Annotated in this window: 18 protein-coding genes; 4 read left to right on the top strand and 14 right to left on the bottom strand. The window is 46.7% G+C overall.

The features are described 5' to 3' along the window. Positions 1-31: 31 nt before the first annotated feature. The gene (locus BFC18_RS20120) at positions 32-1,516 is read left to right on the top strand and encodes an oligosaccharide flippase family protein (protein ID WP_070127461.1); all 1,485 of its coding nucleotides are present in this window, start codon (positions 32-34) and stop codon (positions 1,514-1,516) included. A 52-nt stretch (positions 1,517-1,568) separates the two neighbouring features. On the opposite strand, the gene BFC18_RS20125 is transcribed toward BFC18_RS20120, so the two are convergent. The 4 genes from BFC18_RS20125 to BFC18_RS20140 form a co-directional block, all read right to left on the bottom strand. Beyond that, the gene (locus BFC18_RS20125; protein WP_070127463.1) at positions 1,569-2,408 is read right to left on the bottom strand and encodes a class II glutamine amidotransferase; all 840 of its coding nucleotides are present in this window, start codon (positions 2,406-2,408) and stop codon (positions 1,569-1,571) included. A gap of 147 nt (positions 2,409-2,555) precedes the next feature. Then, a complete protein-coding gene (locus BFC18_RS20130; protein ID WP_070127465.1) occupies positions 2,556-3,359 on the bottom strand; it encodes a polysaccharide pyruvyl transferase family protein in 804 nt (267 codons plus the stop codon). Positions 3,360-3,441: 82 nt separating this feature from the next. Beyond that, positions 3,442-4,233: a Stf0 family sulfotransferase gene (locus BFC18_RS20135; RefSeq protein WP_070127466.1), complete on the bottom strand. Its 792-nt coding sequence runs from the start codon at positions 4,231-4,233 to the stop codon at positions 3,442-3,444. Positions 4,234-4,250: 17 nt separating this feature from the next. Then, positions 4,251-5,114 (bottom strand): glycosyltransferase family 2 protein, encoded by an 864-nt coding sequence (locus BFC18_RS20140; RefSeq protein ID WP_070127467.1) that lies wholly within the window; start codon positions 5,112-5,114, stop codon positions 4,251-4,253. Positions 5,115-5,202: 88 nt separating this feature from the next. Between BFC18_RS20140 and BFC18_RS20145 the strand changes: the two genes are divergently transcribed. Then, on the top strand, positions 5,203-6,012 hold the full coding sequence (locus BFC18_RS20145) for a sulfotransferase family 2 domain-containing protein (protein WP_070127469.1): 810 nt from the start codon (positions 5,203-5,205) through the stop codon (positions 6,010-6,012). Between the two features lie 154 nt (positions 6,013-6,166). On the opposite strand, the gene BFC18_RS20150 is transcribed toward BFC18_RS20145, so the two are convergent. Genes BFC18_RS20150 through BFC18_RS20165 form a run of 4 tightly spaced genes read right to left on the bottom strand, consistent with a single transcriptional unit; the run spans position 6,167 to position 10,794 of the window. Continuing rightward, the gene (locus BFC18_RS20150) at positions 6,167-7,156 is read right to left on the bottom strand and encodes a glycosyltransferase family protein (RefSeq protein WP_070127470.1); all 990 of its coding nucleotides are present in this window, start codon (positions 7,154-7,156) and stop codon (positions 6,167-6,169) included. Continuing rightward, a complete protein-coding gene (locus tag BFC18_RS20155) occupies positions 7,156-8,283 on the bottom strand; it encodes a glycosyltransferase family 4 protein (protein ID WP_070127472.1) in 1,128 nt (375 codons plus the stop codon). The genes BFC18_RS20150 and BFC18_RS20155 overlap by 1 nt, the downstream gene beginning before the upstream one ends. Before the next feature lie 38 nt (positions 8,284-8,321). Then, a complete protein-coding gene (locus BFC18_RS20160) occupies positions 8,322-9,641 on the bottom strand; it encodes an O-antigen ligase family protein (protein WP_070127474.1) in 1,320 nt (439 codons plus the stop codon). Beyond that, on the bottom strand, positions 9,625-10,794 hold the full coding sequence (locus tag BFC18_RS20165; RefSeq protein ID WP_070127476.1) for a glycosyltransferase: 1,170 nt from the start codon (positions 10,792-10,794) through the stop codon (positions 9,625-9,627). The genes BFC18_RS20160 and BFC18_RS20165 overlap by 17 nt, the downstream gene beginning before the upstream one ends. A 425-nt stretch (positions 10,795-11,219) precedes the next feature. On the opposite strand from BFC18_RS20165, the gene BFC18_RS20170 reads away from it, so the two are divergent. Beyond that, positions 11,220-11,630, top strand: coding sequence for a 3-phosphoshikimate 1-carboxyvinyltransferase (locus BFC18_RS20170; protein ID WP_070127478.1), 411 nt, complete (start codon positions 11,220-11,222; stop codon positions 11,628-11,630). A gap of 63 nt (positions 11,631-11,693) precedes the next feature. On the opposite strand, the gene BFC18_RS20175 is transcribed toward BFC18_RS20170, so the two are convergent. The 4 genes from BFC18_RS20175 to BFC18_RS20190 all read right to left on the bottom strand — a co-directional run bounded on the left by BFC18_RS20175 (position 11,694) and on the right by BFC18_RS20190 (position 16,447). Then, positions 11,694-12,416 (bottom strand): tyrosine-protein phosphatase, encoded by a 723-nt coding sequence (locus BFC18_RS20175; RefSeq protein ID WP_070127479.1) that lies wholly within the window; start codon positions 12,414-12,416, stop codon positions 11,694-11,696. Positions 12,417-12,440: 24 nt separating this feature from the next. Beyond that, positions 12,441-14,657 (bottom strand): GumC family protein, encoded by a 2,217-nt coding sequence (locus BFC18_RS20180; protein ID WP_070127481.1) that lies wholly within the window; start codon positions 14,655-14,657, stop codon positions 12,441-12,443. Positions 14,658-14,720: 63 nt separating this feature from the next. Then, positions 14,721-15,269, bottom strand: a complete 549-nt coding sequence (locus tag BFC18_RS20185) for a polysaccharide biosynthesis/export family protein (protein ID WP_425388402.1) — start codon at positions 15,267-15,269, stop codon at positions 14,721-14,723. Continuing rightward, on the bottom strand, positions 15,269-16,447 hold the full coding sequence (locus BFC18_RS20190) for an outer membrane beta-barrel protein (protein WP_170826641.1): 1,179 nt from the start codon (positions 16,445-16,447) through the stop codon (positions 15,269-15,271). The genes BFC18_RS20185 and BFC18_RS20190 overlap by 1 nt, the downstream gene beginning before the upstream one ends. Before the next feature lie 330 nt (positions 16,448-16,777). Here BFC18_RS20190 and BFC18_RS20195 point away from each other — a divergent pair, with 330 nt between their 5' ends. Then, positions 16,778-18,235, top strand: a complete 1,458-nt coding sequence (locus BFC18_RS20195; RefSeq protein WP_083273207.1) for an undecaprenyl-phosphate glucose phosphotransferase — start codon at positions 16,778-16,780, stop codon at positions 18,233-18,235. 101 nt (positions 18,236-18,336) lie between these two features. On the opposite strand, the gene BFC18_RS20200 is transcribed toward BFC18_RS20195, so the two are convergent. Together BFC18_RS20200 and BFC18_RS20205 are read right to left on the bottom strand one after the other, a co-directional pair. Further along, on the bottom strand, positions 18,337-19,245 hold the full coding sequence (locus tag BFC18_RS20200; protein WP_070127485.1) for a hydrogen peroxide-inducible genes activator: 909 nt from the start codon (positions 19,243-19,245) through the stop codon (positions 18,337-18,339). Positions 19,246-19,340: 95 nt separating this feature from the next. Beyond that, positions 19,341-20,186, bottom strand: coding sequence for a hypothetical protein (locus BFC18_RS20205; RefSeq protein WP_070127487.1), 846 nt, complete (start codon positions 20,184-20,186; stop codon positions 19,341-19,343). Positions 20,187-20,205: the final 19 nt, after the last annotated feature.

A 20,205-nucleotide genomic window follows, 5' to 3' on the forward strand; every position in this document is an offset into this window, starting at 1 on the left:
AGTCAGTGAAGTAACAAGGACGCTTCGTTTTATGTCGTTAAAAGCCCGCTCCCTGAAGGGAGCATTCTTCAACTTGTCTGCCAATGGCGCAGGCCAGCTGGTTAATTTCGTCGTTTATGCCATCATGGCCCGCATTCTCGGGGTCGAAGAGTTTGGTCTGGTCGCCATTTGTCTTATGGTCGTGGAATTCTGCAACCTGTTCGTTACGGTAGGCGTTTCGCAGAACCTTATCCAACGGGATAAATGGGACAATGAATTTGCCAGCCTGTCGTTCTGGTTTCTGATGGCCGTGTCGCTGGCCATAGCCGTACTCATGTTTGCCGTTGCTGTACCGGTTGCCTGGTACACCTACTCAGAACTCGCAGCCCAGCTCATTGCAGCACTCGCTATTATTCCGCTTGCCAACGGGGTTCGCTTGGTACACAAAGCCAAGATGGAGCGGGACTTTTTGAATAAGCGCCTGGCGGCCTACGACACTGCTGGCGTATTAGTTGGCGGCGTAGTCTCTGTAGCGACAGCCCTAACCGGGTTCGGCGCATGGGCCATCATCTTTGGTAAAATTGTACAGGCATTTGTGTCTACCGCCCTGACTTGGCATGGTTCGACGTTCCGTCCACACTGGGTAAAAGATAAAACGCACCTGCCCGAAATCATTCATTTTGCCAAGCCGCTGATTGCCATGTCGTTTATGAATTTCTTCTCTCAGCGCACGTCCAATATCGTTATTGCTGCGTTTTTAGGTGCAGCTACGTTCGCATATACCTCTGTAGCCAGACAAGGCTTCTCGGTATTGAACAACCTCACTTTCCAACCGCTGAATCGTATTGCATTGGCAGGGCTTGCCAGGGTTAGCGACGATAAATTATCAGACACCTTTGGCCGGGTAGTCAGCATGACAGCCCTGTTCGTCACGCCAGTCTATTTTGGTGTGGGCGCCATCGCCCATCCGTTTATCGATTTGGTATTTGGTGACAAGTGGGTAGACAGCGCTTATCTGTTATCGATCCTGGCACTGCAAACGCCGTGTAATGTGATGGCGTACTATTTGCCCAACCTGCTCATTGCGCGTGGAGAGCCCGGCGCGGCATTCAAGCTGAATATCATTAACCTTACTTTTAACTTCTTATTGCCGTTGGCCGCTGTACCTTGGGGGCTTTACGCTGTGATCAGTGCCTTGGTAGTGGCGAATTACATTACGCTTATTCTTAAATTCTGGCTGGTGAGCCGCTCTTTAGATGTGAATTTAAGCCTGGCCTTTAAAGAAACCTGGATGTTCACCTTCGTGGGTTTGATCATGTTCGCCGTGGTGTTATATCTGGAGCGCTTCCACGTGTTCGGACTGGACAATATTTTCCTGGAACTGCCCGCTCTGGTCGCCGTTGGTGGAGTCATTTATTGTGGTGGATTACTGTTATTCTTCCGTCGTAAAACACTGAAAATCGTCAATGAGTTTAAATCCGGGAAGAAACAGAAGAAGAAAGGCAAGACACCGTTAGCAGAAGACACGATAGATTGAGATCGCTGAAGCACTCACACAGGGGCACGTAAAACGCCCCTGATGGTTGCCCTTATGCGCAGTCTCTGGGCATATTTTTCGGGCTCACCATTTCGTGCTCGGCTTTGTGTACTGGCACATCCTCCTTGCCCTGCGCGATGACTTCTCCCGACTGCCAAAGCTTCCATTCGCCTCGCTCGTAAACATCCCATTCCTCGTCGTGAGTAAGTGGTTCTGTCGCTATAATGCTGACTACATCTTTGGGATTTGTTTCAGAGGCAAAATCTACCGCCACTTCCACATCTTTCAGGCAAGCCGGTCCAAAGGGCGCGCGGCGAGTAATGCTGGCGAGTTTGGTACTGCAAAAGGTAAATAACCAATCACCATTACTCAGTAAACAGTTAAATACGCCTTGCTCGGCATAGGATTTCGACAGTGCCACCAGCGTCGTCGCCAGTTGCTCAGCGGTGGCATCTCGCTGCAAATTTTGCCGCACGTGGTTCATCAAATCACAGAACAATTCTTCGCTGTCGGTATCGCCAATGGCTTCGTATATACCGGTGCGACGGGTAAAACCAGGGATCTGGCCGTTATGCGCAAACACCCAGCAACGCCCCCATAATTCCCGGGTGAATGGATGCGTATTAGAAAGGTTGATGTTGCCCACGTTGGCCTGACGAATATGGCAGATGGCGGTTTTGCTTTTAATCGGTAACTTGGCAACAAATTCGGCAATCTGAGAAGTGGCGCAGGGTTCGGGATCATGAAACAAGCGCACGCCCTTTCCTTCGTAAAAAGCCACGCCCCAGCCGTCTTTATGCGGGCCAGTTTCACCGCCGCGACGGGTCAGGCCGGTAAAGCTAAAGCACAAATCGGTTGGTGTATTGGCACTCATGCCGAGAAGTTCACACACAGCAGTTTCTCACATCAGACGTCAGATGCGGGAAGCATAGCCAACAACGCAGAGGGTTTCAATGAACGGACCGCGTTTGTGCAACGCGGGCCTTAGCAGAGACTTTAGTGAACAGACACTTGAGCAAGCAGAGATGAGGGGTTGTTTTTACACGCCCCAGAGATCGAACGGAAAGGCTTTATACAGTTTGTCTGTCACCGCAGTGAAGTCTGGCGGCGTGTCTAAATGCATCGAGATCCCTTCTTCCAGGCTAGTCGTTTTAGGCACATCGGTACGGCCAGTACCCTGATAGTAATCCTGGTATTTAAACATGGATTCACCGCTGCCCGAATCGTAGAAAATGGCTGGTATGCCATACGCTTCGGCAATGATAATACCGTGAAGACTGCTGGATATAACCCGCTTGCTGTTTACGATGGCTTCAATGAAGGAGCCTGGATACTGCATTGGCGTAACCTGGTCCTTTTCGTAGCCTGCGTATTGGGCCATGTCATCGTTCATGTGGTTAATGATGATGTAGTCTTTCTTGTCGGCTTTTTCCATGAGCGGACGGGAATAGAAATAAGGCAGCAACAAGGCCGGATCGCCATACACTTCAGGTACGTTAATCCCGCGATTTAACAGGTACTCACGAGTGAGCGGACCGCGTACTGCACGCACATCCAACTCGGAGAATTTAATCACGTCGTCGCCCATCTTCTGGTTATAGCCAGTTCCCCACAGCGTATCGCCATCACGGGCGAAATGCAGTACCGAACCTACGCTTACCAGTTTATTGTCGGGGTTGAGCTTATCTTTAATCAGCTTGCCTTTCATGGCCAACACGCGTTTTACTAAATCATAAGCAACGTAGTCACCAATATTCGGGCGATCATCTTTTTTCGACTGCCACCAGTACACTCGCTTCTTTTCTTCAGCCAGAGTCTGTTTTATAGCCCATTGGTTCAGCATGCTTTTTCCTTCTTATCCGTGACGCTTGAAGTCACCTTTCATCCAAATTTGTGTTTATGTTTTATACCCATGAGCGGGTGTATCAGGAGAGCTTTTTAGCCAGCTTGTGCCAGATGCTTTCCTGGTTAAATCGCAGTAATTCGTTGTCGGCATTAAATTCTTGCTGGAATCTTGCCAACCACTTTTTGTTCAGTTCATTACTTTGTCGTTTGGTTACCGGCGATGTGGGAATTTTCGGGCTCTCCACGTCGATACCCATGAAATCAGCAATGCGTAATACCGTGTTCACGGTGTTAGAGCGTACATCGGAGAAATTCAATTCCATGTACTTACACCCCGACGCGGCCAGTGAGTAGCGCCATGACGCATTTTCGAGACACACCCGACGGAGCCCGGCTTCGATGTCATCGAACCGGTAATCCGGATCGGCAACCGGTTTACCCTGCTCAGAAATCCACGCCCCGGTTTGTTTGGCTACCGCAAGAGACACCGCCTGCGCCATTACATCTTCCCGGGTAAGCAGCACGAAGTGTGGATTAGGCAGCAAGTCGCACATTGCCTTAAAGCCACCAAATTCCTGCACGTGGGAGTAATGTATCTTGATACCAAAAGTACCGTTTGATGAGGTACGTCGAGCCTGTAAGGCTTTCAGCACTTCCGGCAGGGTTTTGCAATTCAGTCGCGCTTTCCACTCGTCGAGGTTCTTACGGTTTGCATATTCCAAAGGAAATCCAAACGCATCGGTCTGATGCAGCAAGTGGCCCAGCATATGACTACCGGAGCGTACCGTAGAGGCGATCACAAGGGTCTTTTGGGTTTCAGTTTGGTGCCGATAATCGTGTTCCGAAGAAAACTGATCCTGATAAAGCTCCATGTTAATGCTCCTGTTGGTTAGCTAACGCGCTGACGTAATTTTTTTACCGTTACCGCAGCCAGATGGTTCAGTGTGGTAGCCAAACCAGCGATATGCACTGACTTCATCACCCACTTCATCTTGTCCTTCTTCTGCGGCAGGTATACCAGCAACTGCGCCGCTACCCGTTTACGGTAATTTCGGTCGCCGAGAAACTGGCGATGCTTATCGGCCGACCGCAATCGCACCACGGCTTCATCGGGTGTCATTTTCGCCACTTTGGCGCCAATGCCATCCATATTCATAAAACGATAAAGAAAGATAGGTTTAGGAATGTTGAATAGCGCGTAGTCTTGCTGCAGCAAGCGCACGTACATATCCCAGTCCTGGCCGTTAGGCAGAGTTTCATCAAACCGTTCGGTAAGCGCTAAGGATTTACGAATACTGAAACCACTCATTCCGCAATACTGATTGCCGGTTCTGAGTACATCCCACTCAACCCGACGTGATGGCTGTACATAAAGCTCATCTTCCTTACCCAATACGGCGTACCCGCTCACTACTGCATCAGCGCCTTTCTCATACGCCTTTTTGTGTTCCCACAAATACTCTGGTTGCCAGATGTCATCGTCATCGAGAAAAGCAATCACATCGCCTTTGGCGTTATCTACACCAATATTGCGTGCCTTATTGGCACCCGACGACGTTTTCAGGAAATAGTAGTGAAAATCGGGTTTAGCAGAGAATTCAGCAAGAATGTCATCATATGGCAAGGAAGATGCATCATTCACAACAATCACCTCAAGCGGCTGCTCGATTTGTGCATACACCCCATCCAGCGCTTCTTTGAGTTCTGCGGGGCGGTTGAAGGTTGTGATCACAACACTGAATTTTATGCTCATTGGTATCCCTGTGAGTTTACAAATCAATCCGAAATGGAACAGAAATCTGTGAAGATTTCCCAAACATGAATACTATGGAGCAAGAATCATGCAAGAAATCCTGAAGCAGCAATCAGAAAAATATCTCGCCCGCTATCCCAAGATTTTCTTCTGCCACGTACCCAAATGCGCAGGGGTTTCTCTGTCCAATGCGATTTACCAGGCCGTTTATCCATCGCTGTTAAAAGCTACGCGTTTTACCGGCCACATAGACCTTCGAGCCAGTCGCGAATGCGAGCAGCTATTGGGCGTAGATATGATGACAGCACGAGAAACGCAGCTTACCTTTCAGCTTAGTAGTAAATACCAGGTTTTCACTACCGGGCACTGTGTGGCGCGTCCTGAGGTGGTGAGTAACTTTTACAAAGACTGGCACTTTCTGACGATACTACGTAAGCCCGTTGACCGTTTTATTTCCGAATACGTGTACAACCGCTTTAAAGAATCGGAATGGCAGAAAAATGAAACCGATATCGAAGAGTATCTGAACTCAGAAAAAGCCCTCAGTTCAGCGGTGACCTACGCAAGATATTTTTCTGGGTATCGTGATGCTAAGGAAATTTGGGAAAATGCCGATGATGTGATCGCTAAATCTGTAGCCAATTTGCGTCGTTTTTCCGTGTTTGGCACATTGGAGCAAATGGATAAATGGCAGGAAGATTTTAACCAGCGTTTCAACACCCGCATCAACATTGCGAGTAAAAATACCAGTCCGAATCGTGGCGCCTCTTCTGCCATTACCAGCAGAACGGATTTGATGTCGAAAATTGCAGAACTGAGCAGAATTGACCAGGCCATTTACGATGAAGTGGTAAACATGGTAAACGCCCGCACGGTAACCACTGCGAAGGCGAGCTAATTCTACATGTACTACGAGCACCGCTGACACAGCGGTGCAAAGTTATTAGTGCTGTAGGCCAAATATTTAAAAGCCTCGAAACAAGTGTCTCGGGGCTTTTTGCATTGAAAGTGTTTACCGGTAGCCTAACATCACGAAGACGTTAGGTACCCGTTCAGGTTGATAGCACCACACGCCAGGATTCGCGTATAGCCTGCTCGCCGTAGTGAGCCACAGCCTGGTTTATCACTACACTCGAATCGACATAATCGAGATTAGCTAACTGTGACTCCAGGTTGTCTGGCTGAAGAATTTTAACGAAAGGAAATTCCCGCGCTTTCATTCTGGCGAAAGCGGAGTCGAAACAGAGCACATTTGCCCCAAGGCTCATCGCCATGTAGAAAGTGCCTGATGAAATCATAGCATTATCATCGTGAGCCATAATCACAAACCGCGTATTAGAAATGGCTGCTTCAAGCGTTTCCTCTTTAACGAACGCATTGTTCCAATCCACTTGCAAACCCCTTTGCTCAATAATCCCATGCAATTTGGCTGCATAACCCTTGTCGGAACAAAAACCCATTACTTCCAGCTTTTGCGCCACCGGCCACACCTCTAATAGTTTATCGAGGCGCTTGTAAGGCTTGATCGACCCGAAATACAGGAAATCATGGGACTTTTGGGTATCTCCAATGCCTTCAAAGAATTGAAATAAATCCCTATCGTTAAAATACAACGGGTGCTTGACCACACTGGACTCGATTTTATCTGTCATTTCCAGGGTGACGATTCTATCGGCGACCATGGAAAGTAAGCGCAGGATCACGTTGTATAACGAGGACTTTTCGGCAACATTGTGAGGTTTGTAGTTATGACGTACCCAAATCACCTTGCTGCTGAACAGAGGAATAGAACAGACGGTCAGAAAAAATGCGAACAGGAAGGCCCAACGCTTTGGTCCAGACATGCCTTTCCGAAAAGGCTGATCTTCGTACCAGTTCAGTACCAGCCAATTTTCGTCCCGGCTAAATAAATTAGCCGGGCGAAACAACGTCTTGAATGGTTGAATATCATAGCCAAGTTCAGAGAACGCACCTTTTATGCGTTCAACAAAACCATTGCTATGTACAAATGGGTAGAGAAACAGTTTTCGGTTTTCTTCCATTACGCCGCCGTACGAGGTTGAGCCGGAAGTCCCATAGCCAGATTATTGGCAATAACAAATGTATCGTTAGAGATGGAATCCCAGTTGAACGTGTTCAGGAACGCTTCTTTGTTTATTGCCAACGCCAGCTCATTCACGTGCGTTAATTTATATGCCAGTTGATCAGTATCACCCACGCGAAAATATGCATCCTCTGGTAAGCCGATATCGGCATTTGGGGTGATGTCGCTGATGATCACCTCTGTACCCGCCGCGATGGCTTCTAATGCGACGATGGGCAGACCCTCATGATAGGAAGGTAAAACAAATACGCGGGCAAATTTATACAGCGCATTCAACTCGTCGCCCTGACGACGCCCCGCAAAAATGATGTTGTCTCCCGCCTGCTTTTTAAGGCTCATGGAGTATTCATCTTCGTGGTCAGCACCACCAACGATTACTAATTTCAGATCCGTATCTGCTTTTTTATAGGCTTCAACTAAATCGTGAAAGCCTTTCTCTGGAACAAGTCTACCTACAGTAAGTACATACTTACCTGGTTCAAGTTTCAGATCTGCAGGCAACGCTTCTGCGCCCATGTTGGTGTCCATATCGGTTTTCGCACCGTTAGGCACGAACATGATGCCGTTGGATTTTCTGGAGAACTTATTCTTCAGTGCCCCCGTTAACGAACGGCCTACAACGATGGCGCGGTCTGAAAATTTAAGCGCCATAGTCTCGCCGAATTTCAGTACGTTTTTTGCGAACTGATTCCATTTCTGGCGATCGTAGTCGGCACCGTGGTGCGTCACCATCACTTGCATACCCAGTAATTTTGCCAGCGGTGTGAACAACGCTGGACCTATACCGTGAATGTGCAGTACATCGGGTTTCACCACAAAACGGGCGTAGAAAATCGCTAAAAACGTATGTAGGAACGTTTCCACGAATTTGCTCTTCATTGTCCATACCGAGCGTAATTGCACACCTTTGTACTCTTTAACCGAAGAGTCTACATAGGGTGAACGACAAATCACGGTAACTTCCATGCCAGATTTAACCAGGCGCGGATACAGCTGCTGACAGTGAGACTCAATGCCTCCCATCACGTCAGGAATTCCTCTTAGTCCTACGGCACATAATTTCATAACATTCTCCAAATTCTCAGCGAGACCTGAGTTTCAAATCAATTCGCCAGACGAGACTCTAAGGCTGGTGCTGCAAACCACTCGTTGCGAGGTAATTTCACCGGTCCGATGGCGTTGCCAACTAAAATGGCAAATAAAATAAGCCCCTCGATATTCCACAGAGGCATGGTGGCGAAATTCATAATCAAAAAGCCCACCATTGAAGAACAAAGCGTAAAGGCAAATTGCTTGTTCTTAATTTTGAATGCCTGCAGAGCAAAACTTCCTGCAGCGCACAGAAACGTGAGCAGACCCACAAAGCCATACTCATATAAAAACGATACATAGGTGTTATGGGCATATTTCGGGAACACGCCCGACCAGGATTCTGGGCCCCAACCCACCAGTTGATGAATTAAAGAACCGTTAGCGTATTGGTAGAGGTACATGCTCCACAGATAAACGCGAGCAGAGAAAATGTCTTTCTCGGCCTCGGAGTAATAGAACGGTGCTTTAATCAGGTCGTCGATGCTGGTTAAAAATACGAATACGTCGGCAAAGCGGTCTTGCATGGTGTAACTGGCGAGCAGAAACAGCATGCTCATACCGAAGAATGCAGCAATGAAAAATACGCCTCTGTAGCGATGAGGAATTTTGCTCTGCATGGCGGTGTACGCAAAAATAGCGGCCAAAGGTAAAATGGCCAGTACTGACGTACGGTAGTTCACCAGAATTAGTAACACACAGCCCAGCATGAACAGGGGGCCGCGATAACGGATAGCACCGGGCGAAAGTAAACCCACCACCAGAATGTAGCCAGCAATAATCATCGAGAATGCGGCTTCGTGGTTATAGCCACCAATATAGCTGGTAGAACCATCTGCTTCTGTTGCCTTCACCTCGCCGAGCAGCACCGACATCAGCGCCAGAGACACTGGCAGGAAAAAGCTAACAAGCAACTTTCTTAGCACGTAATCTTTATTGGTTTTGCGAATAGCCATAAACATGGAGCACGCTAGTACCATGAAAAATAACCATTTCACAGCAACGTTGATAAGCCCGACCACACCGCCGTTAATGATTCCACTGGCGATAATTGCCGCGAAAAATGCGTATACCGGTAACAGTACCCGAAGTTGAAAAACCTTCGGTGGTAACATCAATAAGCCGGTTGCTGCGATACCTATAGAAGCCAACGCATTAATTGAAAAGCCAGCCACCAGCGGTTCGTAAGTAATGTTGTGAAATGCAGACAGGAAAAAGCGCAGCCATACTGCCGCTACAACGAAAGCCAGATACTTATTACAGTTCTGGCGAACGGTTTGCCATACCAGCCATGCACTGATGGCGCTGAAAAGAACCTTAACAACCAGAAACATACTTCTGCTCCAATTGGGTTACGTTCAGACCTAATGCACCGCGAATACGTTGGCGGAATACTTCATTAGAGAAGGTAGCGGCACGCTTTTGACTGCGGTCGGCATACTTTTTACGGTTAGTTTCTGCCGCCATGTAATTCAGTGCGTCGGCAACGCCGCTGACGCTGTTCACTTCACAAAGACAGCCGTGAGCTTGCGCTTCGAAGCCTTGAACAGAATATGGGTATTTACCAGTGAGAATTTCCGCAGGTCCTGATTCGCAGTTCGTTGCTACCACCGCTTTGCCTAAACACATCGCTTCCGCGATAGCATTGGGGAAACCTTCTGCGTTTGAGGTAGAAACAAAAAAGTCGGCATTTTTAATATACGGATACGGGTTCGACTTAAACCCTTTAAGGTGAAGGCGGTTTTCTAATCCCAGTTCTGCAGCGCGTGTCAGTAACGCCGCCTTTTCATCGCCTTGTCCCAAGATCACGATATCGTGATCGATGTTAGACGCCGCGACAGCCTTCAGCATTAAATCAAAGTTTTTGTTTTTAACTAATCTGCCAGTGCCAATGATGTAAGGCTTTGCTGGTAAATCAGAAACCGGTTCAGCAGCTAACGCATTGATAGCGTTGATGTCGTAAGGGTTATACACGGTTTGAACGTTGCTGGCAGACACGCCGAAGTTTTCTACTAGATCGGCTTTTACGCCCTCGCTAACCGCAATAATCAAGTCTGCTGAAGGGTAACTCGCACGTACCAGAATTTTAGAAATGAGATCTTTTAAGCCGCCTGACAAGTGGCTACTGGTGTTCACACGTTCACTAATAATTGCCTGATGACCGAAGCGCTTGGCAAGCGCCACATTAAGCATATTGGCACGGGTAAGAAACGATACGCAGATGTCTGGCTTTACTGAAAACAAAACATTTTTCAGCGCCTTGTAACCCGCGTGAAGACTACCTTTGGTGTCTAACACCACTTTATTCACATAGGCCGGTACTTGTTGCTGTTCTGGCAGGTTATCCAGCAGAATAAGATGAACACGGAAACCCGCAGACAAGAAATCCGCTTCCATAATTGCCAGCAGCTTACTCATAACACGCTCCGCACCACCCCCTTCAAGCGAGTTGATGATAAAAGCGATGTCAGTTGCCGGCTTTGCCATGGTATTTCCTTGACCGTTTTAGCGAGTGAGAAAGATCTTTTGTAAAAGACATATTCACTATTTGTGCCAAATCGTTAAGCGTTTTGCTTAGAAAAAGAAAAAGGAATCCATTCGCGGCGCTTAGTCTTATGCAAAGATTAAATAAACAAGCCTAAACCAATGATATTAAATGGATTAGTTTTAAAACCTTGGTGTATTTCTAATACATGAAAAGCGCAATCCGAATGGAAAATAAAAAAGGTTATTTATACTTTTGGCTAAAACTGCGGGCTGGTAGGACATTTCTGTGTAGCCACTTAGCAACAATTACCCATGTAGGAGAATTTGTTTCAAAAGTCGTGTAACGACATATCAATACTGTTTAATATAGACATATTTTCTATTGTGCTGATGTTTAGCACCCATTAATTACGGAATGGCTAGTTTTGTCTCAAGAATCTCACCCCGTTCATCAATCGCTACTGATGAAACGCTTGTTAAATAAAATGCCGGAAGACGTTGCTGAATCCTTTTCCGAAGAACAATTGATTGCGCTTAACAAAGCCATAGGCGGAAGAAGCTGGGCCAGACACAAACTTGATTTACGCGGCACGGTGAATATTTGGCGTTCAAGTTTCTACTTTGTCATTCTGGCAGGGAAAAACCGTCGAGAGTTATCGAGACTGGAAGAACATCTCAGCCGAGCAACGATGGCCTTAATGCTGACGCTGTTTGTTACCTTTTGCACCTTATTTGGGTTATTGGTTTTATATCTTATTAAATCTGCGCTAGGTATTAATCTGTTTGAAGACTTCTCTTTAGGAATATGGAGTTGGTTCAAACAAAACGTATTTTAAAAACACAAAGCCCGCTAAAAAGCGGGCTTTGATGGTTTGATAATGCGGCGTGTTTTTGCGCACTTAAAGGTCAACACCCACAATGGCAGCGGGATTCGTCTTGAACAGTCTGTTCGCCACGTCTTCAGAAGCTTGCTCACACACGACCTTGTAGGCAACCCCCATGTCATTAGGCCTGCGTTTCGTGTCGTGCATATCTGAAGCGACCATATCAATTTGATTTTCTTGCAACATATTCATGGCCAGCTCTTCTACATGCTCACCAAAACGGCCAATAAACGCCCCTGCTGTCACCTGAAGTAAGCAACCTTGATTGCGCAACCACTGAATTTTCTCTGGGCGCTTCCAGACATCCCGATTTCGTTCAGGGTGAGGAATTAATGGTTGAACGCCTTCATTGTGTAACCATCGAAAGAGCTGATCTAAACCGGCGGGCATATTACTGTGCGGCATTTCCAGCAGTAAAACCTGTTTCCCTTTATGGGTACCGAGATAGGGCAATTTTGACTGCTTAAACCAAACAGGCACCATTTCGTTTACCCGCACTTCTCCTGCCCAGGACATAGACAACGGAATGCCCTGCTCTGCCACAGCCGCTTTCAATTCCTGAAAGCCCGCTTCAATATTTTCCTGGGTATTGTCGAACGTTCCCCAATGAATATGAGGCGTACAGACAAGGTGGGTAACCCCTGCCTCAACGGCCTGCCTGGCCATATCCAGTGCCATTTCCATTGTGCGGGCACCGTCATCGATGCCCGGAATAATGTGACTATGTACGTCGATCACAATACTACACCCTTGTTACTCATCTTAGTTTGTATTGTAACCGTACTGGTCGTAGAAGCCACCATAGCGTTGCGAAACGTCAGACTTTCTCAGGTCAACCTGGTTCAGTACCACGCCGTCTACACGGTGTCCTACTTGTAAGAAGCGGCCTAGTCCGTTCTTGATCATCTTCTCGCTGGTACTGTCAGCGCGGACTACGTAAATCACCGAGTCACAGCTTTTCGATACCACCATAGCATCTGATACCGCCTGTGTTGGCGCGGTATCCACGACCACATACTTATATTCTTTCTTAAGATGATTGATTAGGGCTTTAAATCCGTCGCCATCTAATAACTCTTGTGGGTTAGATGGAATACTGCCCGCACAAATAATGTCGATGCCTGATTGCTCATCGTGTACCACACACTCTCGCAGCGAGTGGGTTTTCATGATCAGGTTAGATAACCCTGGCTGATAATTCGGTACATTGAATCGTTTGCCTACAACCGGACGACGTAAGTCAGCATCAATAAGAATGGTTTTGTCTAACTGACCTAACGCAAAAGAAAGGTTCACCGAAACGGTGGTTTTTCCTTCTTTTGGCACAGACGACGTTACGAGAATGGCCTGGTTCTGACGCTCAAGGTTAATCAGCGACAAACTGGTTCTCAGCGTTCTTACCGACTCACTGAACTGGTGGAATTTGTTATCGAAGAATGCACGCAAATCCATGTCCTGACGGCGTTTACCGTGGATAAGTGGAATAAGTCCCAGCATGCGCTGCCCCAGTTTTTTCTCCACATCATCGACAGAACGCACACCGCTATTCATTGCTTCTAACACAAAGGCCAGCAGAACACCGAACCCGAAGCTGGCGACAAAGGCCGCAACAATCAGTAAGGTCTTATTCGGTGCAGTAGGGTTATTTGGCACAGGCGCAGGGTCGAGTACCCGAGCGTTGGCCGACTCAAAGCCACCCATTTCGCTGGTTTCTTTCAAGCGGGTAAACATTGAGTTATAAAGTTGCTGGTTAATATCAACTTCGCGTTGCAATGCGCGGCGGGTGTTTTCAAGATTCGACAGCTTACGATACTCAGATTTCGCGTCTGACACTTCTGTTTGCAGCGTAGCTACACGTTCTTGAGACGCACGATATTGCGTAGTAATACTTGAAATCAAATCACGAATTTGGGTTTGCAAGGTATCGCGAACAGAAGTGAGTTCTGCGTTCGCTGCAATCATCTGCGGGTGCATAGGCCCAAATACTTTACTGAGCTCAGACACCCGGCTCATGGCTTCCGCTTCCTGCCGACGCACACTTTGAATATTTGCATGGTTCAGTACTTCCGGCAGTCTCGCCAGTGCACCGTAATCCGCACCATTTCTTTGCGTTTGCTCGTAAATAGTACGGTTTTGTTTCAGTGTCGTTTGCGCTTTTAACAATTGATCGCTCAACTGCTCCAATTCTTCGGCAGCTAAACCGACCACGCCATTACTGAGATTGACTAATTGATTCTTCTCATAGAATTGAGACAAGTCCCGTTCAGCGGTTTGCAGCTTGTCACGTAGGCCATCCATACTTTCCGTTAAGAAAGAAGTGGCTTTGGTGGTCATTTCCACCTTGGCTGACAGGTAATTTTCTACATACACATCGCCCATGGTAGTGGCAATGGCAGCCGCCAAACGAGGCGAGTCGCTGGTAGCCGTAATATTGATAACCTGGGTATTTTCTACCAAAGAAACATCAATGGATTTCATCAGCTTATTAATGGCAGCTTGACGACGCCTCTCCATTCGGTCTTCTTCGCTTAACGGTGTTTTTTCCGTTTTTTCGATGAACGGCAAGTTATCCATAACGAAGTTTTTCGCTTGGGTAATAACCGACTTTTCGCCATCTGAAGGCGGCATGAAAACAGGGTCGTTCGCCAAATCGAGCTCATCAACAGCACGGGCTGCCACCTGGCGAGACTGAATGATTTGGTATTGGGTACGCATGTAGTCTTTGCGCGTGGTATCCGATTTATACACCTCTTCGATAGACATGACATTGGCCGGCTGCGACTCAATGAGCAGACTGGCCGTAGTAGAATAAATCGGGGTCATGCGCATTACGATGAGGCCAACCAATACTGTAAACAGTATGGCTAACAACGAGATACGACCCAAATTACGTTTAAAAACTTGCCAATAGTGCGCAAAGTCGATGGTTTCATCGTTCAGAATACTTGTCTGAAGCGAGTCCTTCATATTCAACGACATATAAGATCCCTTAGATTCTAAATTTCATGCGCCAATAGCATTTGATTCGCACAGACACTCACCTTAGAAGAAGCGCTGGGGTATAGTAATAATGTCGCCGGGTTGAATCAGGTGACTGACATTCACTTCCATCGTTTTTTGATTTCCATTACTTTCTCTCACAACCTGAATATCCGAGCGAGAGGCTCGTTCAGTATAACCCCCGGCTAGTGCGGCAGCCTTGTTCACCGATAAACCTGGCTGATAAGGATAACCGCCTGGGTTTTTAACTTCTCCGTCGATAAAGAAAGGTCTATACTCGATAATCGATACGGCCACCGATGGATTAACCAGGTAATCTCCTTCCAGACCGGTGTAAATAAGATTTTCGACCTCGGACAATGTCAGACCGACCAATTTCAACTCCCCAAGAAATGGATAGTTGATTTTTCCAACATCAGGCAAGCGGGTTTCCATCGACAGGTCGCTCTGCCCAAAAACGTTGATAGCCACTTTGTCTCCAACCCCCAAACGATAAGAACTCATATTAATATTTCCTTCCTGAGCTCTCGCGACACAACTCATAAATAAAACGAAAATCATTAATAGTGTTCTTTTGGCAAATAAGTTCATTACAGTGTTACCTTTGCAGTTAGTCCATAAACATTTCTGTCGTATTCAATCAGTTCTCGATTGCTATCGCGAACACTTTTTGAGAAAAAAATTCCTAAAGTAAGCCAACGTCGAAATTTATAATCGCCGGACATAGTAATTCTAGTGGTATCGTCCTCTCGAAGATCTTCAGCCATACCTTGAAATTCGTCAACTAGATAAGCTCCGGTCATCGTAGTTGAGAATCTTTCGACCCAAAAATGTTGCCAGTCGAGCGAAAGATCTCTTGACTCAATGAAGTCAGCTCCTGTTGTATTTGTTTCCCTGACTCCTTGTCTAGTTCTAATAGTAAATTTTGAGTAAGTAACGGGGAGCCATGACGCACCAACTTCCCATGTTACTCCAGAGAAATCGTTTCTTTCAGGTGATTTAAATGATTTTTTGCGATAACCAATCTTTGCAAAACTTGATGATGTGGCGTTCAAATCCCAATCTAGCCCTGCTAGAACGCGGGATTCCGAGCTATCTAACGGTAGCTCAGGATTGCTGTCGTAGGCATACCTAATCTCACTTTGACCAACATCGACAACGAAATTAGTAGTAGGGGCTATCTTATATTTAAACTCAACATCCGCTTTGTAGATGCTTCTGTCTCTAATAAGGTACAACTCTTCTCGTCGATCATAGTCGATATCTTCATATCCAATCGAAAATGCTACCTGACCAAATGAAGATAAGGCTCCATAAGTATAAGCAGCGTTACCATTGATTCTGTCAAAGGTATCGACACTATTTAGTGAACTCCCTCTTCCATTTGAGTAGTTGCGCCCACGCTCGTCATGTCCAGCCAAATAGGCAGCATTAATAGTAACTCGATTGCGATCGTTAATCACAATATTGCTCTTACCGCTTAGCATGTGGTCTGTATAATCATCGGCTGAACTCGAGAAGTGCTTTCCGTTTTCGAGACGATATTTGACCGAAATTAAACTATCATTTAATTTGGTATAAATTTCCGCTTCAGGTGCAGTCACAAGTTTCCAGCTATCTATCTCATTAGCATTGGAATAAGCCACGTTATCTACATATGCCATAGTCGAATACAGACTTGGCCTGAGATTAAACTTCCCGAGCAAAATATCACCCGCAGCACTGCTTTGCGCGACAGCAGTTGGGGTAATAACTGCACCACCAAACATTAGGCAAAACATCCGTCTATACATAAATTTTCCTTCTAAGATAGTCCAGCCATCTAATTTAAAGAATATTGGGAGCATCGTCTATTCCAAGCAAAAATTTTGACTTTGGCGACACGCAAGAAAAGCATATCGGATGCTAAATTTATGCCAGAAAGTATCTTTTCAATACTTGAAATCACCTATTCATTTTTATTGGATAAAACTGGAACGGGATCTGCATTACCTATTTCAGGAAACGGTTAAATTTTGTGACGTACAAATTGCCATAGCCGTGCAGTTACCTGTAACCCATTGATAAACAGGCACGTCACACTTCGGAGAGACGAAAAAATGAAATTCAATTTACTGCAAAGTCAGACGCTGAATAGCAACGCCCTTAGGGTGAACGATGAGCGCAGTGGTATTTCAAGCTCGTATCAAAGCAGCTTTTCAACGGTATACAGACTGGTAGACCTGTCTGTTATTACACTGTGTTTTTACGCGACCATGTTTTATTACGCTGTGCCTGTAACCACGGGTACATTGATTCTGTTATTTATTAGTGTAGTCGCTTTTCAGGTTTCCGCGGAAGCCCTTGATTTATATCGTTCTTGGCGTTCAAGCCACACCAGCGCGCTAATGAAAACCGCGGCTATTGGCGGCATCATTAGTTTTGGGGCTACCCTTATTTTTGCCTTCGCCTTCGCCCATGCACTGCCGCTCACTACAACCGCGACAGGCGTTTGGTTTGGGTCGGCGCTAGTCGGCCTTACAAGCTGGCGTTTAGTACTTCGTCAGATCCTGTTTAAAGTGCGTCGCAGTGGCTTAAACGCGCGCTCTGCCATTATCATTGGTGCAAACGATGTGGGCTATAACATGGCTCTGCAGATGATGAATAACGACCAACTGGGTATTCACTTCCACGGTGTGTATGACGATCGTCCTCGCGACCGTGTAGCGGAAAACCTCTCTGATCAGATAAAAGGTAATATTGATCAGGCTATTGCGTTAGCGAAAGCCCATCAAATCGATTACATCTATATTGCGCTGCCCACCAGTGCAGAAGACCGTATTAAGTCGATTCTTGAAAAGTGTAGTGATACCACTGCTAACGTGTACCTGATCCCAAATTTCTTCATGTACACCCTGTTGAATTCACGTTGGCAGAGTGTGGGCAACGCCCAGGCGTTGAGTGTATACGACACCCCGTTCCAAGGTGCGGATAACGTACTGAAACGTATAGAAGATATCGTGGTAGGTACAGGCATTCTTACTGTGTTAGCCATTCCCATGCTGTGTATTGCAGCAGCGGTGAAACTAACATCGCCTGGCCCGGCTATTTTCCGTCAGAAACGTTACGGCCTGGATGGCAAAGAGATTACGGTTTATAAATTCCGCTCCATGTCTACCCAGGATAACGGTAATGTTGTGAAGCAAGCGACGAAGAATGATCCTCGGGTAACCCGCCTTGGCGCTTTCTTACGCCGTACTTCATTAGATGAATTACCGCAATTTATCAATGTGTTACAAGGCAGAATGTCGATTGTTGGCCCTCGCCCTCATGCGGTTGCGCATAACGAGGAGTACCGTAAGTTGATCACCGGTTATATGCTGCGTCACAAAATTCGTCCGGGCATTACAGGCTGGGCGCAGGTGAACGGCTTGCGTGGCGAAACGGATACGCTAGATAAGATGGCAAAACGGGTTGAATACGACCTGGATTACATGCACCGCTGGTCTGTCGGCTTTGATCTCAAGATCATTTTAAAGACGGTAGTTGGTGGTTTTAGCGATAAAAATGCCTACTAAAGTATAATGAAGTGTGTAATCTTTTCGCGTAGAACAGTAGCGATGGATAACACACTTCATTAACAACTATTTCATGCCAACCACAAAGTATTGCTTAAAAGCTATTTCAGCGTTGGGATGGGTAACAACGGCGACAGCACTTCACCAATACGACGGAAAAGACGCATACGAGTAGTGCCTGAACGCCACACCAATCCAATTTCTCGATAGGCATTATCTTCCGCAGGCAACGCTTTCAGTTCGGTGTTACGAATGATGTTTTGATTCAACGCCAGTTCTGGCAAAAACGTATACCCTAACTTACTGTTCGCTAGCTGAACCAGCGTGTACAAACTGCTGGCAGCCAGGCTACTCACCTGTTCACTGTGTTGCAGGTTACACGCACTCACCGCATGGCCCGTCATACAGTGCTCTTGCTGCAGCAGAAAGATACTGTTGTTAGGTAACGTAGTGATATCGAAGGGATCAGGTAACGAACCGGCCAAATTTTCATGGGCGACTAAGTGGAAGGGATCGTGGCCCAGCACCATCTGTTTACAGCCCGGCGTTTCCATGGGAAGCGCTAGAATGAGTAAATCCAGTTGCCCGTCGGAAAGCTGCTGCAGCAGGTTTTGCGTGGTATCTTCCTGAAGTTCTAACGTAATGTCAGGTAAAAAGGCTTTAAATGCGCCAATCATACCCTCAAACATAAACGGGGCGATGGTTGGAATAACGCCGAGTTTGAGTTTCCCTTTTTCCCAGTTCCCGGCATTCTGCGCAAACTCTACCAACTCTCCCGCTTCCTGAAGCAGGATTTTACTTCTGGCGACCACTTCCAAACCCAACGAGGTGAATACAAAAGTTTTGTGTTCGCGCTCAAGTAATTGGCTACCAAATTGGTCTTCCAGATTTTGAATTGCAGTACTTAACGTAGACTGACTCACATTACAACGTTGAGCAGCACGGTGAAAATGCTGCTCCTGATGGAGGGTTACCAAATAATGCAGATGTTTAAGGTTAGGCCACTTCATAAATAAAATAATAGATTAGAAAACACATTTCTAATCTATCATACTGATAACATAAGTCATCCGTTATTTACGCAGTAGCCCTTACAAAGTAAGTGTTATTTGTTCATGCGCCGGATAACCAGAATCAAGCTGACTGCCATGAATATGCCGAAAGTGCCGGGCTCGTGTACCTGCACTGCCGTCACCGCTTGCAAGCTTTGCGACAGTGCTTCAAATGGCGTGTTTGCTGCACTAACGCTACTCAGTAAGCTGTTGCTGGAATCTACCCAGCCCCCGTTCATACCACCGCCCTGCACAATCGCCAGCACATAGAAGGTGTCGCCAGGATTCACTGCTAAAGAAAGGGAGAGTGACTCTTCAACCAGCTCGCCGCTGCCAATGGCATAGTCGTCAGAATGATACATTGCTGCACCGAGTTCATTGGACCACTGCGGCGCAAAGCCAATGTGGCTCTCTAATGTTTCGAATAGCACCAGGTTGGAAAAGAAATAGCTATCAGTGTCTCCATCCCACTCGCCCGCCGACATTGTGAAATCGAAAGACGTGGTAAAGGTGAGCGTATCACTCGCTCCAGTCCATTCAAATTGCTGATACGCAGCCACGTTTGAGGAAGCGCGGGCCTGTAAATCGCCTTCAGCATAAAAATGGACTTCTGGCAGGAAAAATAAATCCGGGTCGAGGCTGGCGGTAGCCCAGCTTGAATACGACTCTAAAGCCACAAAAGTGGCGTTATTTACGACCACTTGTTCCGCAATGATCTCATTCGGATACGGGTCGTAAGACTGGGCAATACACTCCGCTTCATTCGTGGCATAGGGGCATATGCGGGTGGTGGTGTTGATGCCTAATCCGGAGGAAATAGTTGTGGCTTGAGCACTCACTACAGCAAAAGAACAACCTACAGCTAATACAACGGGTAAAACTTTTAAGAATCCTTTCATCAGAATTATCCTGTGGGTA

The organism is Alteromonas confluentis, assembly GCF_001757105.1.
In the GTDB taxonomy this organism is placed as follows: Bacteria; Pseudomonadota; Gammaproteobacteria; order Enterobacterales; family Alteromonadaceae; genus Alteromonas; species Alteromonas confluentis.